Source organism: Halopseudomonas oceani (genome assembly GCF_963677335.1).
Classification (GTDB): domain Bacteria; phylum Pseudomonadota; class Gammaproteobacteria; order Pseudomonadales; family Pseudomonadaceae; genus Halopseudomonas; species Halopseudomonas oceani.
The window spans coordinates 3,656,562-3,671,464 of record NZ_OY781932.1 but is presented as its reverse complement, the minus strand read 5'-3'; the positions used below and the strand labels follow the sequence as shown (position 1 = coordinate 3,671,464).

Sequence of the window (14,903 nt, the reverse complement as noted above, 5' to 3'; positions counted from 1 at the left end):
GTGCTAAACGACGTTACCCAGCTGGAAGATCGGCAGGTACATGGCGACAATCAGGCCGCCGACGAGAATACCCAGCACCGACATGATCATCGGCTCCAGCAGAGTGGTCAGGTTGTCTACCTTGTTGTCTACCTCTGCCTCATAATAGTCGGCGACTTTTTCCAGCATGCCGTCCAGGTTACCGGACTCTTCGCCAATCCCGGTCATCTGGGTCGCCAGAGAGGGGAAAACTTTGGTGGCGCGCATGGAGAAGTTGAGCTGTGAGCCAGCTGACACGTCTTCTTTGATCTTCATTACCGCGTTGTAGAACACCACGTTACCGGAAGCACCGGCGACCGAATCCAGTGCATCCACCAGCGGTACACCCGCAGCAAAGGTCGTGGACAGGGTGCGTGCGTAACGGGCCACGGCAGCCTGATAAACGATATCGCCAACGATTGGTGCTTTTAAAAGTGTGCGGTCTTCGAAGTCCCGGAAGGGTTTTGATCGAAGGTGGGCTTGTGAGTAGATGTACCCAGTCGCGATTATTATTGCGAGCAATATGAACCACCATGACTGCAACCACTCAGATAGGCCGATCACAAATAACGTGAAAGCGGGTAACTCGGCGCCGAAGTTGGCAAAAACTTCCTGAAAGCTGGGTACTACTTTCAGCAACATGATGGCCGTCACGATGATCGCAACCACAACTACCGCGATCGGGTAGGTCATTGCCTTCTTGATTTTTGCTTTGAGAGCTTCTGTTTTCTCTTTGTAGGTCGCGATCCGGTCCAGCAGCGACTCCAGTCGACCAGATTGCTCGCCGGACTCAACCAGGTTGCAGAACAGATCGTCGAAGTATTTAGGGTGCTGTCGCAAAGAGTCCGCCAAGGTGTTACCGGCAGCAACATCGGTCTTGATCTCGGTGACCAGCTTGCCGACGCTCGGGTTTTCTGCGCCTTCGGCGATAATTTCGAAGGACTGGATAATGGGGACGCCGGATTCCATCATGGTCGCCAACTGGCGAGTGAAGAAAGCGATGTCCAGCGGTTTGATCGGCTTGGGGCGTTTTCCGAACAGCGCCGACTCGCGCTTGATTTTGGTAACCAGGATGCCCTGTTTGCGCAGCTGGGTCTTCACCAGCGCGGCATTTTCACCCTGCAGGACGCCATCGATTCTGGTGCCCTTGCGATCCTTGCCCTCCCATTTGAAGGGATACAATTTCTCTTCTTTTTTCTTTGCCTTCCTGGCGGGATTCTTCTTCAATGCGGCTTGTTGCGCCATGACTTAATCCTTGGTCACTCGGTTGACTTCCGCCAGGCTGGTGACACCCTCTGTTACTTTCATAAGGGCGGACTGGCGCAGGTTTCTGAAACCTTCACTCTGGGCTACGTCAGAGATCTGAATAGAGTTGCCGTCTTCCATGATGATGCGCTGCATCGCCGGGGTGATCTTGACGACCTCATAGATACCAACACGTCCTTTATAACCGTCTTTGCAGTTTTCGCAACCCACGGGCCCGTAAATTGTTAGGCCTGCATCAATTTTTTCTGGAGTGAAGCCCTCTTCAAGCAGTACTTCGCGAGGGACATCCATCTTGGTCTTACAGGTCTTGCACAGGCGACGCGCCAACCGCTGGGCGATGATCAGGTTTACGGAGGTGGCAATATTGAACGATGGTACGCCCATATTGCGCATGCGCGTCAGGGTTTCGGCTGCGCTGTTGGTGTGCAGCGTCGACATAACCATGTGGCCGGTCTGGGCGGCTTTGATTGCAATCTCGGCGGTTTCCAGGTCGCGGATCTCGCCCACCATGATGATATCGGGGTCCTGGCGCAGGAAGGCGCGCAGCGCCTGGGCAAAATCTAGGCCCTGCTTGGGGTTGACGTTGACTTGGTTAATGCCTTCAAGGTTGATTTCAACCGGATCCTCGGCGGTGGAGATATTTCGCTCCATGGTGTTGAGGATGTTCAGGCCGGTATACAGCGACACGGTTTTGCCTGAGCCGGTCGGGCCGGTCACCAGAATCATGCCCTGCGGTCTGGCCAAGGCTGCCAGATACATCTGCTTCTGGTCCTCCTCGTAACCCAAGGCGTCGATGCCCATCTTGGCGCTTTCCGAGTCGAGGATACGTAGCACCACTTTTTCACCCCATAGGGTTGGCAGCGTGTTAACCCGGAAGTCGATTGCCTTGTTCTTGGATATTTTCAGCTTGATGCGGCCATCCTGTGGCTTGCGTCGCTCGGCGAGGTCCATGGACGACATAACCTTCAGGCGCGCTGCAATCCGGACGCCTAGCTGTACCGGCGGTTTTGCGACTTCGTGCAACACCCCGTCAGTGCGGAACCGGACTCGATATGTCTTCTCATAGGGTTCGAAGTGCAAGTCAGATGAGCCCATGCGGACGGCGTCGAGCAGCATTTTGTTGACGAAGCGCACAATGGGGGCGTCGTCTGCCTCGGAGCCGCCGTCTGACTGGTTGTCGTCCTTAACCGCTTGTACATCTAGGTCATCAAGGTCTGCATCGGCCATGTCACCCAATCCACCGGTCGGGCTGTCCAGATACTTCTCTATGGCGTTGAGCAGTTTGTCATCTTCGACAATGACGGCATCGGTCATCAGGCCTGTGTGAAACTGAACGTCACTCAGTGCCTGCTGGTTGGTCGGGTCTGATATACCGAGGTACAGGCGCGATCCGCGCTTGAATAGCGGTAGAACGTTGTGCTGACGGACCAGCTTTTCACTGACCAACTCTTTGGGCTGGGCCTCTTTGTCCAGAGCACCCAGGTCGAAATAGGGGTAGCCGAACTCCTCGGCGCAGGTCATGGCGAGGGATTTGGCGTCGGCTAGCTTTTTCTGTACTAGGTGCGTGATGAGCGGAATTTTGTCCTGGTTTGCCTGCTGGCATGCCTTGGCAGCCACGTCAGCCTCGATGAGGCCTTCCTGCACGATTCGTCGTGCGAGCCCTGAAAGAGCGGGGGTTTCCATGTGGCGATAGTCCCAATCTGCAAAAACGTCAATGCTGCAGACTATAGTACAGACGACGCAGGGATTGAACTGTCCGCATCAGCCAGCTGTGCGCGGGTTGCCAGTATTTGCCCTGATTACCGGTATAAGTGCTAGGGGTGACAAAAAATGTCACTTTTTGTCGTACACCGTTCAGTTCGCGCGCCGGTCTGGCGACTGAGAGCCAGTGCACAGGCTGTAAAACAGTTCTTTGCATGTTGGTCTGATATTTGCTTTGATCCTGTCAGCCGCACGGCTATTACACTTAAAGGAGTACATCATGAAAGCTCAAAAGGGTTTTACCTTGATCGAACTGATGATCGTTGTTGCGATCATCGGTATTCTGGCTGCTATCGCACTGCCGGCTTATCAGGACTACACCAACCGCGCCAAGGTTTCTGAAATCGTTCTGGCTGCCAGCTCTGCTCGCACCTGCGTAACTGAAATCGTGCAGTCTGACGGCTTCTCCAGCCTGGATAGCTGCTCCACTGGCTTCGTTGCTACCCAGTACGTTTCTGCTATGACCGTTGCCGCAAATACTGGTGTTGTTACTGCAAATGGGGCTGGTTTTGGCGAGGCCGTAACTGTCACTCTTAAACCGTCTGACACCGGTCCCAACCGTATTGGCGAGTGGGTTTGCTCTGGTACTCCGGTCAAGTGGATGCCGGGCTCTTGCCGTTGATACTTGCTTAATAAAAAACCCCGGCGTGTCCCGCCGGGGTTTTTTGTTTTCAGCCAATACCAATAAGGATGTTTTTGTCGGTGAGAATCTCGATCAGACTGGCGTTGGTGCTGTTGTGCGCCGCTGCCGTGTTTTTACTGTATCTGCCGGCTACCTCCGGTGCGCTCTATTATGATGATTACTCCAACCTGCGAGGGTTGGATCAGATAACCGATTGGCACTCGGCTTGGCAGTTTATCTCTGGCGGGCAAGCCGGTCCTTTGGGCAGGCCGCTGGCGTTATTGAGCTTTTTACCCTTCAGCGCCGGATGGCCGGAGAACGCGCAAGCGATTTTGACGGCTAACGTTCTCCTGCATTGCGGCAACTTCATTCTCCTGCTGATTCTCGGGCATTCCATACTTGCACGGTGCCCTTCAGTGGACGCCAATCTACGGTTCAGGATTGCGCTAGGGGCGGCGTTGGTCTGGGCCGTGATGCCGTTGCTGGCATCTACCTCACTGATTGCTATTCAGCGCATGACCGGACTTGCCACCTTTTTTGGTCTGTTGGGCCTTATCGGCTTTGTGCGTGGTTACGCCTTAGCTGAGCAGCGCCCGTTGCTGGGTTACGTCTGGCAGATGGCGGCGCTGGGCGCTGGGACCCTGCTTTCGATTTTTTCCAAGGAAAGCGGTGCTCTATTCCCGGTGTTTGCGCTTATTATCGATTTCCTCCTACGCCCCGCAGTTGGGGGTGGGTATTCAGGCAAGGTGGCGCTGTTGCGTCGCGTAACGCTACTTTTGCCGTTGTTGTTTGTGATTGTTTATATCTCGCCACTGCGCATGGACTGGTTCCGGTTTAATGATTACCGGGGGTTAACGCCGTTTAACCGGTTCATGACCGAGCAGGTGGTGTTGTGGGAGTATTTACAGCGTGCCTTTTTGCCGCAGTCACCGACGGCCTTCGGCCCGTTCCACGATTATTACGCGGCCAAGCCGGTTGGTCTGCAAACCATTGCTGCAGCACTGGCCTGGTTGCTCGTGTTGGGCTTGGCCTTTGCCTGGAGGCACCGCTACAAATGGTTCGCGCTGGCTGTTTTTTGGTTTCTTGCCGGGCATTTGATCGAGTCTACGAGCGTTTTGCTGGAGCTGTATTTCGAGCACCGCAATTACATTGCCGTTTACGGTATCTGCCTCTTTCTTAGTGTCGGGGCTTTCACGGCCAAGGGGCGTTTGGCGGCGGTCGCACCCTATTTGCTGGGTGGTTACATCGTTCTGTTGTCGACAGTTCTGTTGGCCATGACTGTGCTCTGGGGGCAGCCGGGTAAGGCCGCAGAAAGCTGGAATGCTCGCCATCCAGGCTCCGCACGTGCCGCTTTACATGCGGTGTTTGTGGAGATGAATAGCGACTTCAAAGGGCTTGAAGAGTCGAACAACGAGTATATAAGTCGCGAGCGTCAGGCCTTCGCGATGAAAGTGCTGGACAGAACGAAGGCTGCCTGCCCTGATTGTCTGGACGTGCGAGTGCAGGCGCTTATGTACTCATGCTCGTTGACACCGCCTGAGGATACGCGAGCCCGGATGGTGGAGGTTCTGAACGTCGCGCGTCTAGGCAGAATCAACGTAGCCGTTGTCGATCAGTTGTTCAATCTGCAGGAGCTGATCAAGTCAAATGCGTGTGCGCCGTTGAATTACTCCGATTTGCTGGCGCTTATCGACGGTATGCGCGATAGCAGCAAAATGAATGTGCAGGTGTACGGTGCAAAAATCTATTTTGTCCGAGCTATTGCTGCGCAGGAGTTGGGTGACGTTCAGGAGGTTTGGGCCTCGCTGGCGGCGGCTGAAAAGATTGCCCCCGAGGCGCTGCCGGTGCTGCAATACCAAGTCTATTATGGGCTCGAGCAGGGTGACGTCGAGCGAGCGGCTCAGGCTTTGGCGCGCCGAGAAAAGCTTCCAGACGTCATTAGGCAGCTGCCCGAAGAACAACTATCTGCGATGCGCGAAGCGGTCGCCACCGCGATGAAGGAGACCCAGCAGTGAAAGCCAGTGTGGTCATGCCTGCCAAGAACGAGGCTGCGACAGTTGCAACGGTGGTCAGTGCCATTAGGGCGCGCTATCCAGACTTTGAAGTCATTGTGGTGGACGATGGATCCGCCGACCGCACTGCGGAGTTGGCTAGAGAAGCGGGAGCGAAGGTTGTGTCGCATCCCTATAGCAAGGGGAATGGTGCGGCAATTAAGTCAGGCGCTCGCGCCGCAGCCGGTGATGTGATCGTTTTCATGGATGCCGATGGGCAACACGACCCTGAGGATATTGCGCGCCTGCTTGCTCGCATTGGTGAGGGATACGACCTTGTTGTCGGTGCCCGGCAGCAAGGCTCTCAAGCCAGCGTTGGGCGAGGGTTGGCAAACGGTTTCTACAACAGATTGGCGACCTATATGACAGGTCACGAAGTCGAGGACCTGACCTCAGGCTTTCGCGCTGTGCGGGCCGATAAGTTCCGGGAGTTCCTGTACCTGCTACCTAACGGATTTTCCTACCCGACTACGTCAACTATGGCGTTTTTTCGAGCTGGTTATTCAGTCGCATACGAGCCGATCCACGCCGCTCAGCGTGTTGGTAAAAGCCATATCAAGCCATTGAAGGATGGTGTGCGATTTCTGTTGATTATATTCAAGATTGGTACCTTGTATTCACCGTTGAAGTTGTTTGCACCAGTATCTATGTTGGCATTTTTCATCGCTACACTCTGGTATGGCTACACTCTGGTTATGGAAGGGCGGTTCACGAATATGAGTGCACTTCTTTACACTGGTAGCGTGATGGTCTTTTTGATGGGGCTTATTTCTGAGCAGATCACCGCGTTAATGTATAAAGAAAGTCGTTGACGTTTCGCGTGCTGAAGGGAACGATAGCTCGTTCAACTATTCGTACGGCGATAGTGCTGGGAGGGCGCTTGTTTGTGCAAGCCGCCACTTTGCTGTTGCTTGTATCTGTTCTCGGTCCTGAAGAATTTGGTCTATATGCTGGCGTTGGTGCTACAGCAGTTTTGGTGGGCACTCTCGCGACTTTTGGTACCCATTTGACGTTGTTGCGTGATGTTTCACGCAACTTATCTGCTGATTCATTGCTATCCAGGACCTTAGGCACCACTTTATTCTGTTCCCTAGCTCTTTTTGCTGTATACGTGCCACTGGTTCATCTTTATTTGCCGGCGTTAAGTGATATAGGTTGGCTGGTATTGGGTTTTGGTATTTCAGAAATATTATTGCAGCCATTTATCTTGGTTGCTGCGATGGAGTTACATGGGCGAGGTAAGGTCGCCAGCTCTCAGCTCTTACTGATGCAGCCGTTGTTTATCCGTCTTTTGTCAATTTTTATCATATGGAATTTACAGCTTGATAATGGCTTGGCTTGGTATTTGCCGTGCCATATCTTGGCCACATTGTTTCCGTTGGCGTTTGTTGTTGCTTTAGCTTCGGCCCCCCAGTGGCGAACACCTTGGAATTGGACTCTGGTAAAGCGACCGGAGTGGCGACAACTCAGTGGCTATGCATTGATGAGCACTAGCGCGAATGGGTTGGCTGAGTTGGATAAGGTGGCTGCAACGCGTTTTCTTTCCAGTGAGGCTGCAGGAATTTACTCTGCTGGTTCAAGAATTGTTGGATCGCTTGTAATCCCGGTTATTGCATTAGTCTTGGCTGCAATGCCCAGGTTGTTTAGGGCAGAGGCCCAATCAGTGCGAAAGTTGCATTTTTGGCTTTTCATATCTGCAGGGTTGTACGGTCTGACTGCTGCAGTAGGTATAGCAGTTATTTCCCCGTGGATAGAGTCTCTGCTAGGAGACGCGTACAAGGGGATCGGGGGGGTTGTGTACCTGCTCTCATTTTCTGTACCTGCAGTGAGTTTGCGTGCCACGGCTATGAATGTACTCACTACCCTCGAGAGGCCATGGTTACGAATTACGCTCGAAATTGTCGGGTGGTGTTGTATCTTTGTGTTCGCATTTTTTCTTTTTCAACAAGGTGTAAGTTCGGGGATGGCTATTGCCATCGTGGTAACAGAGTGGTTGCTGGCCGCGGTAGCTGTTTTTTCTGTCATAACTATCTCTACGTGCTCATCAGAACTATACGGGGCGGATATAAATGAATAGGTCTCCACTGCCGCGGCAGGCTCATCTAGATTTTCTTGATAAGGTTCGAGTGTTTGAGCTGCATAAGGCAATGAAGTTCTTTCCTTCAGTTGGTTTGGGTGAGAAAGTTTACCAGATCATGGAGTTGGGTTCAGGTACTGGTAAGCAAGCGAAAATCCTATCTGATGCTGGTTATGAAGTAGTTGCTCTGGATGTGGATAGTAGTAGTTATCGTTCTGTTAGGTGCTTTGATGTTGTTGAATATGATGGTAAAAGCATTCCTTTACCTTCGCTATCTCAAGATGTGGTTTTTAGCTCTAATGTACTCGAGCATGTTGTTGATCTTGATGACGTGTTGAGTGAAACTTGTCGAGTGTTGAGGGATGGTGGTGTTTGTGTTCACCTTATTCCAACGCCTTCCTGCCGATTTTGGACATTATTCGCTCACTATCTTTGGTTTGCTCGGCGTATTCTTCAACGTGTTATTCTTTCAAAAGGCAATGCTAATGCTCTTGATTTTCCTCGTGCACCAACTACTTTTAAAAGCTTGATATGGACGTTGTTTCCGCCAAAGCATGGGGAGCGGGGTAATACGATATCCGAGATGTACTACTATTCAACTCGGTTTTGGGTTGGAAAGTTTGAGTCCTCAGGGTTTGAAGTTGATGTGCTCGAATCAAATGATCTTTTTTACACAATGGCTAATTCCCTAGGGTCTTATCTAAGTATTTCATCGCGACAGTTTTTATCTAGGCTATTCGGTAGTGCGTGTCGTGTTTATGTTCTTAAGAAAAAGGCTCGAATTGATGGCTGAGAATCTATTTTTGCACTTTCTCAAATTTTTGCGCAATTCGGGAAGTTTATTATCTCTAGGAGGGCGTTTTACCTTGCCGCAGTCTTTGCTTAGAAGGCTGTTTCGTTACTCAACTGCTAATGTCTGTGTTGATGATTTTGATGGTGGGTTGAAGGTTTGGCTTAGTCTTTCCGAGCACATGCAGCGCCGAATTTTTTGGATGGGTTACTATAGTAATGACATCATTAGGCTGTTGGACTGCATATTGAAGCCAGGTATGGTTGTCGTCGATGTAGGAGCAAATATTGGCGAGATATCAATGGTGGCCGCTCGCCGGGTAGGCGTTTCCGGTAAGGTTGTTTCTTTTGAGCCGGTGACAGCTATAGCCAATCAGCTAACTGATCATGTAAACATCAATAATCTTTCTCAGATAATAGTTGTGAGAAAGGCTTTAGGGCATTTTGCTCGCGAACATATTCCGATTTATGCATCCTGCGGACAAAACGTGTCTGATGAGAATCATGGCCTCGCAAGCTTGTACGGTGAAGGTCAAGGCTCCTCTGTAATCGACTATGTGACGATGACGACATTAGACAGTACTCTGTCAGAGCTTACGATTGATCGTATTGATCTGTTGAAAATCGATATTGAAGGAGGGGAGTTACCTTGCCTCAAAGGTGCTGAACAGCTTTTGCGCCGTTGTCACCCGATGATTATTGTCGAGGTTCAGGGGTTCTCCGCTAAGAAGGCCGGTTGGAGTGTAGATGAGTTGTTCTCCTATCTTGAAGGATTCGGTTATGAGTTTTTTACTATTGGTAAAAAAGGAAGGTTGGCGCGACTTAGTCCTACAGCAGTGACTGAGTTTCAGAACGTATTTTGCCGTATTCCAAGGCAGCAAGTTGAATAGGGTTTCGGTCTATTGTATCTTGCCCCGTTTCGAAGTTGGGGGGCTTGAGCGCGTTCATATGAGTATCCTGCCAAATTTAAGCGAGGCTGGTTATACTTCCTATATCGTTTCGAGAACTTTAGATCCAAATGCGCGTTCGTTAATTGATGAAAGAATAAAGTTTTGTTTGCTAGGTGGAGGGCGATTGGCTTTCCTCTTCAAGCTATTTTTTCTTCTCCGGAAAGAGCAATGCGATGTAATTATTTCCAGCGCCAATGATATCGGATGCTTTGCTCTTCTTCTTCGTGGATTGTTTTTTTCTAGCTCTAAGGTTGTCTGGTCTCAGCATCTTTCTATCTCTGGTCCCTTGAAAGCGTCGCGGGGATTTAAACGAGCACGACTTGTCTTGGAACGATGGCTGATGCGCCGGCTTCTTTTAAGAGCGGATGCTGTAATTGCGGTATCCGCAGCTGTAGCTGAAGATATTAGCCATTCTGTAGTTGCTCATCCCAACCTTCAGGTAATTCACAACCCGGTGGTCTCCGATGGTTTTGCTGAACGCTGTGGCGCCGAGGTTGAGTGGCCTTGGCCGGATTACTCTGTACCTACGGTGATCTTTGTCGGACGTTTGGCGCCAGTTAAACGGGTTGATTTGCTGATAGAGGCGTTTTCCAAGGTTAAGAGTTCAATGGCTGCGCGTCTGCTTATACTGGGCGAGGGGCCGGAGGCGAGCAAGCTGAAACTACTCGCTCGTGAACATGGCCTGACCGGAGTCTGCTCCTTTGTCGGTCATCAGGATGACGCGTTGCCCTGGATCCAGCGATCAGATCTGCTGGTGTTGTGCTCCGAGTCTGAGGGATTTGGTTTGGTATTGGTTGAGGCGATGGCTTGTGGGGTGCAGGTGGTATCAACTGATTGTCCTGATGGCCCATCCGAAGTTCTTGCCGGGGGGCGCTTCGGTCGTTTGGTACCTACAAACGATGTTGGTTCGTTGGCTCAAGCTATAGAGCAAAGTTTGAACGCGCCATTAGTGGATAGGGAGGAATTGCAGACACGTGCTGCTGACTTCAGTGTCGAGCGTGCGGTTTCCCAGTACCTTGAGGTACTGGAAGCGGTGGTGAGGCAGTGACGTGAATATTCTGTTCGTATGCAAGCGTTATTACACCGGAAAGGACGTTATTCGTGACCAATTCGGTCGCTTGTACGAGATCCCCAGACAGCTCTCGGCGCTAGGCCATCAGGTAACAGTCCTCTGTCTTGATTACCGCGGCAATAAGCCTGTAGAGAGCGTTGGCCAAACGTTGGGCGGGCATGGCGTTCGGTGGCTCGTTGTGTCCTTACGCGATGTATTGCGTATGAGGGTTCAGGCTATACACAAACAGCTGAAAGGCCTTGGGCTGGATGTTGTGGTTGGCTCATCGGATATCCCCTGCCTATGGCTGTCGCGACTGCTTGCCCGTCGTGAGCGTATGCCCTATGTCATTGATCTTTATGATAACTACGAGAGTTTTGGGCAGGCACGTATTCCCGGGTTTCGCTATGCCTTGAGGCTAAGTATCAGAGATGCAAGCGGTGTACTCGCCGTCAGTGGGCCATTGAAAGAAAAGGTCGTGATGGATTTTGCGCCCAAGGCTCCTGTGGTGGTCTTGAATAACGGTATATCGAGGTCTGTTTTTTGTGAGGGCGACCGCCTGAAGGCGCGAAATGCGTTTGGGTTGCCTTTGGGAGCTCGCTTGATCGGAACTGCGGGCAATCTGTCAGCGATGAAGGGGCTCGATACGCTTTATGCAGCCTGGCCCGCGCTGGAGTCCGTTGCTGATGATTTGTATCTGGTGCTCGCCGGAAAGGTAGACCGTCAGCTACCGGTCCCTTCCAGCGCGCGAGTGATTTATCTCGGCGAACTCGCAGAGCATCAGGTCGCAGAGCTGTTCAGGGCTTTGGATCTTGGGATCATCCTTGCGCACGACTCAGAGTTCGGACGCTATTGCTTTCCCCAAAAGTTGTTTGAAATGGTGGGGTGTGGTTTGCCTGTGGTTGCGGCCAGAGTGGGCGCGATTGCCGAGACGCTGCAGGCCTTTCCCGAGCTTCTCTTTACTCCGGGGGATGCGGATAGCCTGCGTTTGGCTGTGACGTCCCAACTAGCGGGGGAGCATCATGTTCCTGTCGCAGTTGATGAATGGCCTGACCTTGTGAAGCGCATTGATCAACTGATTTCGCAAGTGGTGTAGCCAGGGGGCATTGACTAATCCAGGCTCAGTCCTCGTTTAAGGACAGGAGAGTTTGTTCCCTTACCTGTCGGTTTTTAATGACCTGTGGACGCCCGCCCCGAAATGCCCCCAGGCAAAGCCGGCTGCAAAGTCGGCAATCGCTTGGCGCTGCTGGTCCTGCTGCAAAAGCTGCACGGTGTGTTGTGTTAATTCCTCATAACGCAAACTTTCGGCTAAAAGACCAGACTTTCCGTGCTGCACCGCATCAATGATCCCTCCCGTAGCGAACGCGGCCGTCGGCAACCCATGCGCAGCCGCTTCAATAGCTACCATCCCAAAGCCCTCAGGATCATCCGGAATGTGGCGGACAGGGAATACATGCACGTCAGCTGCTTCATAGGCCGTGGCCAGTTCAGTCGGATCGGTAATAACGCCAAGGAAGATGACATTTGCACTAACACCAGCCTTTGCTGCGGTCGCCTGGATGCTTTCGACGGTCTGAATGCCCGCACCGAGGGAGTTTCTGGGCGTTTCCCCGACCACCACCAGCATTGCATCGGGTTCTGCGTTTACAACTGCGGGTAGGCCCAAATCAACAAATTCGCGCAGCCCTTTTCTGGTAGTAAGGCGGCCAACAGAGAGCAGGATTTTTTTCCCCGTTAGGCGGTGTTTTTCCCTGAATGCGGCGATGCGCTCGGCGGGCTGCGGCGCTACAGGGATGCTGACGCCTGGGAACACGATACTGAGTTGCGCCTCGTTCACGCCTGCCGCCAACGCCAGCTGTTTTGTGGGGGTGCTATTGACGATGACGTGATCCAGCCGCTTGAACGTGGGGCGCCATAGTCTGCGATAGAAAGCATGGTCCACGGTGATGTCGAAGCCATGCAGGTAAGCGGCAGACTTGGCTCCGGCGAGCTTGCCAAGGATCCATGCTATGGGCGCGGTTAGCCCACTGCCGGCAAGAATGGCGTCGGGCCGCCACCGAAGGGTAGCCCACAGGCCTTTGATAAACGCAACTATTAGAAACAGCGGCAGAGGCTTAAGTGGCGCTTCAGTAATCTGGACGTTGTCGGGCTTTTGGGCGGCCGAGCCGCGTGGCCCAACGACTCGCACCTCTGCGTATTTGGACAACTCATCCGCCATGTGCCAGTTCAGCCGCTCCATTCCGCCCACCAGGGGGGGGAGGTTGCGGGTGATGATGAGTATTCGGCGTCGCGGAGTATCCAAGTGTGGTGTCGCTCTGTAGTCGTGTTAGGCCAGGGGGCTGATGCTGTGCATTGAGCGCTACGGCACGCCCAGTGCGTCTCTCATGTTGTCTGCCAAGCTCAATGCAAAACTGGCCGTGAGGTGCTGATTGTCTCTGAAGACGATTAGGTCGCCGCTAATCGCATTGCATCGCTGGCCCGGGCAAACCGCGTCGTTTAGGTCAACCAAGGCTGTATTGAGTAATGAGTCGACTGCTCGCTGCAAGCCCTTTATGGCACTCGATCGCCGTTTATCGTCGGCAGGACTGCTGCATGTATCTTTGCTAGACGCCTGGACCCGAGCTACGCCGCCATGCTCCATCAAGCAGGTTACGCCATTGAAGCCAAGCGCGTAGGTTGGTGCAATTATTGCGATCCGTTTTGCTGACGTGATCTGTTCTTCAACTATTCGTGTGGTTCCCTCTGTCCATTGTTCCTCGGTCAGGTCATAGGTACCTGCAGACCCAATCAACAACAGGTCAGGTTCGAGCTTGTTCAGGTAGGCGGCAGCGGTCTTTTTCCACTCGCTGCACTCACTGTAAATACGGCCAATGCGTCGGTAAAAAATGGGTTGATCAACGATCGGGCAGCCAGATTTTGTGATGACTTCTAGGCGCCATTCGCCACTGTCCAAGTGTAATGCCTGTTTGATTGCAGGAAGCCACTGTAGCCCAATACTGTCGCCCCACACTGCTGCAACTTTAGGGGCACCTCTTGATCCAGCATGGCAGGCTTTCAGGTCCGCCGATTTGTACCAGTCATCACAGCCAAGGCGATATATCCCAGGCTTGTCTGTGCGTGCAGCGATTAGCTCAGGCGATGTCTCGGCTACGATTCTGTCTGACGCTGTGCTATGCCAATTCATTAGCTGCACATTGATCAGTACGATAACAACAAGGCTGGCAACAATTTGCCACTTGGGGCTGATTCTTGCGTTTTGATATTGCCGAATGGGGTTTTCAACCAGTCGGTAAGATAGATGGGCAAGAAGGAGCGCAGTTAATACGAGAGCTGCCTGGGTATAGAGTGTCTTCTCTGTCAGCAGGTGCTGGCCGATAACGAGTACAGGCCAGTGCCACAGGTAGAGTGAATACGATATGTCGCCAATGTACTTTAGTGGGCCGCGCGCGAGCGGCGTTGCTGCCATGCACTGGGAGCCCGGTGATACCGCAAGCAGGCAGAGCGATGTTGCCAGGGTGGGTATAAGGCTGATCCAGTCTGGATAACGTGTGTTTTCACCGATTAACACCGCGCTGACGAGAATGGCGGCAAGCCCTATGACAAGCTGTATCGTAGTGGCGACGGACGAGGGCGATACTAACCGTCTTGCCAGCAGCCAAGTGATTGCGCCTAAACCAAATTGCCAGATGCGTGCAGGCATTAGATAGAAAGCTTGGACCGGGTTGCTGTGGGCAAGCCACATGCATAGGACCAAGCTTAGCAGGGTTATGGCCAGCAGCAGAGGCAGGCGGTATTTACTCGCAAGGCTGCAGACCAGCATGACCATCAGGGGCCAAAGCAGATAGAACTGTTCTTCCACTCCGAGCGACCAGGTGTGGAGAAAGGCATTCGCCAGAGAAGTACTCTCGAAATAGTTCTGTTCGGCAAAGATGAAGTAAAAATTACTGACCCAGGCTGCGGCGCTTGCTGCGGCGGATGCTTGGGCGGGGTGTTCGGTGACGGGCGTTAAGGCAAATATCGCCGCTGCCGAGACGATCAGCATGAGCATCAGTGCGGGCATCAGCCGTTTTAGTCGGCGGGCATAAAAGCGTGATAACGACAGTCCTCCTTCCTTCTCAATTTCAGTGATCAGCAGGCCCGTGATCAGATATCCGGAGATGACAAAAAAGACGTCCACTCCGATAAACCCGCCGTACAGGAAGGGGACTCCGGTGTGCGCAGCCAAAACCAGCAGAATGGCGACAGCTCTGAGGCCCTGGATGCTTGGGTTATACGGCAGTTGCTTGATTTGCTGACTCAAGGTGCGTCCTTGCAGCTG

General features: G+C 52.6%; 12 protein-coding genes. 8 read left to right on the top strand and 4 right to left on the bottom strand.

Annotated features, from left to right (window positions below):
- Positions 1-3: 3 nt before the first annotated feature.
- Both ACKPCU_RS17135 and pilB read right to left on the bottom strand, forming a co-directional pair.
- Complete coding sequence (locus ACKPCU_RS17135) at positions 4-1,263, bottom strand: type II secretion system F family protein (RefSeq protein ID WP_321348579.1); 1,260 nt, start codon at positions 1,261-1,263, stop codon at positions 4-6.
- 3 nt (positions 1,264-1,266) lie between these two features.
- Positions 1,267-2,967 carry a type IV-A pilus assembly ATPase PilB gene (gene pilB / locus ACKPCU_RS17130; protein WP_321348577.1) on the bottom strand — a complete coding sequence of 567 codons (1,701 nt, stop codon included), beginning with the start codon at positions 2,965-2,967 and terminating at the stop codon, positions 1,267-1,269.
- 298 nt (positions 2,968-3,265) lie between these two features.
- On the opposite strand from pilB, the gene ACKPCU_RS17125 reads away from it, so the two are divergent.
- The 8 genes from ACKPCU_RS17125 (at position 3,266) to ACKPCU_RS17090 (ending at position 11,681) form a co-directional block, all read left to right on the top strand.
- The gene (locus ACKPCU_RS17125; RefSeq protein ID WP_321348573.1) at positions 3,266-3,667 is read left to right on the top strand and encodes a pilin; all 402 of its coding nucleotides are present in this window, start codon (positions 3,266-3,268) and stop codon (positions 3,665-3,667) included.
- Between the two features lie 80 nt (positions 3,668-3,747).
- Positions 3,748-5,682, top strand: coding sequence for a hypothetical protein (locus ACKPCU_RS17120; RefSeq protein ID WP_321348571.1), 1,935 nt, complete (start codon positions 3,748-3,750; stop codon positions 5,680-5,682).
- The gene (locus tag ACKPCU_RS17115) at positions 5,679-6,530 is read left to right on the top strand and encodes a glycosyltransferase family 2 protein (RefSeq protein ID WP_321348570.1); all 852 of its coding nucleotides are present in this window, start codon (positions 5,679-5,681) and stop codon (positions 6,528-6,530) included. Before ACKPCU_RS17120 ends, ACKPCU_RS17115 begins: the two co-directional genes overlap by 4 nt.
- A 74-nt stretch (positions 6,531-6,604) precedes the next feature.
- Entirely contained in the window at positions 6,605-7,795 is a 1,191-nt protein-coding gene (locus ACKPCU_RS17110) for a lipopolysaccharide biosynthesis protein (RefSeq protein ID WP_321351873.1), read from the top strand.
- The gene (locus ACKPCU_RS17105; RefSeq protein ID WP_321348568.1) at positions 7,788-8,588 is read left to right on the top strand and encodes a class I SAM-dependent methyltransferase; all 801 of its coding nucleotides are present in this window, start codon (positions 7,788-7,790) and stop codon (positions 8,586-8,588) included. The genes ACKPCU_RS17110 and ACKPCU_RS17105 overlap by 8 nt, the downstream gene beginning before the upstream one ends.
- Entirely contained in the window at positions 8,581-9,474 is an 894-nt protein-coding gene (locus tag ACKPCU_RS17100) for an FkbM family methyltransferase (RefSeq protein WP_321348567.1), read from the top strand. Before ACKPCU_RS17105 ends, ACKPCU_RS17100 begins: the two co-directional genes overlap by 8 nt.
- Before the next feature lie 58 nt (positions 9,475-9,532).
- Positions 9,533-10,582 (top strand): glycosyltransferase, encoded by a 1,050-nt coding sequence (locus tag ACKPCU_RS17095; RefSeq protein WP_321348565.1) that lies wholly within the window; start codon positions 9,533-9,535, stop codon positions 10,580-10,582.
- Position 10,583: 1 nt separating this feature from the next.
- Complete coding sequence (locus tag ACKPCU_RS17090) at positions 10,584-11,681, top strand: glycosyltransferase family 4 protein (protein ID WP_321348563.1); 1,098 nt, start codon at positions 10,584-10,586, stop codon at positions 11,679-11,681.
- Between the two features lie 60 nt (positions 11,682-11,741).
- Here the strand turns inward: ACKPCU_RS17090 and ACKPCU_RS17085 are convergent, their stop codons facing one another.
- Both ACKPCU_RS17085 and ACKPCU_RS17080 read right to left on the bottom strand, forming a co-directional pair.
- Entirely contained in the window at positions 11,742-12,824 is a 1,083-nt protein-coding gene (locus tag ACKPCU_RS17085; RefSeq protein WP_321348561.1) for a glycosyltransferase family 4 protein, read from the bottom strand.
- A 120-nt stretch (positions 12,825-12,944) separates the two neighbouring features.
- Complete coding sequence (locus tag ACKPCU_RS17080) at positions 12,945-14,885, bottom strand: acyltransferase family protein (RefSeq protein WP_321348559.1); 1,941 nt, start codon at positions 14,883-14,885, stop codon at positions 12,945-12,947.
- Positions 14,886-14,903 lie beyond the last annotated feature (18 nt).

What these genes read in the sequence shown, in the direction of transcription:
- ACKPCU_RS17100 (WP_321348567.1), top strand. Translation starts at nt 8,581, where the DNA reads ATGGCTGAGAATCTATTTTTGCACTTTCTCAAATTTTTGCGCAATTCG.
- ACKPCU_RS17085 (WP_321348561.1), bottom strand. Translation starts at nt 12,824, where the DNA reads ATGGAGCGGCTGAACTGGCACATGGCGGATGAGTTGTCCAAATACGCA.
- pilB (WP_321348577.1), bottom strand. Translation starts at nt 2,967, where the DNA reads ATGGAAACCCCCGCTCTTTCAGGGCTCGCACGACGAATCGTGCAGGAA.
- ACKPCU_RS17125 (WP_321348573.1), top strand. Translation starts at nt 3,266, where the DNA reads ATGAAAGCTCAAAAGGGTTTTACCTTGATCGAACTGATGATCGTTGTT.
- ACKPCU_RS17095 (WP_321348565.1), top strand. Translation starts at nt 9,533, where the DNA reads ATGAGTATCCTGCCAAATTTAAGCGAGGCTGGTTATACTTCCTATATC.
- ACKPCU_RS17105 (WP_321348568.1), top strand. Translation starts at nt 7,788, where the DNA reads ATGAATAGGTCTCCACTGCCGCGGCAGGCTCATCTAGATTTTCTTGAT.
- ACKPCU_RS17135 (WP_321348579.1), bottom strand. Translation starts at nt 1,263, where the DNA reads ATGGCGCAACAAGCCGCATTGAAGAAGAATCCCGCCAGGAAGGCAAAG.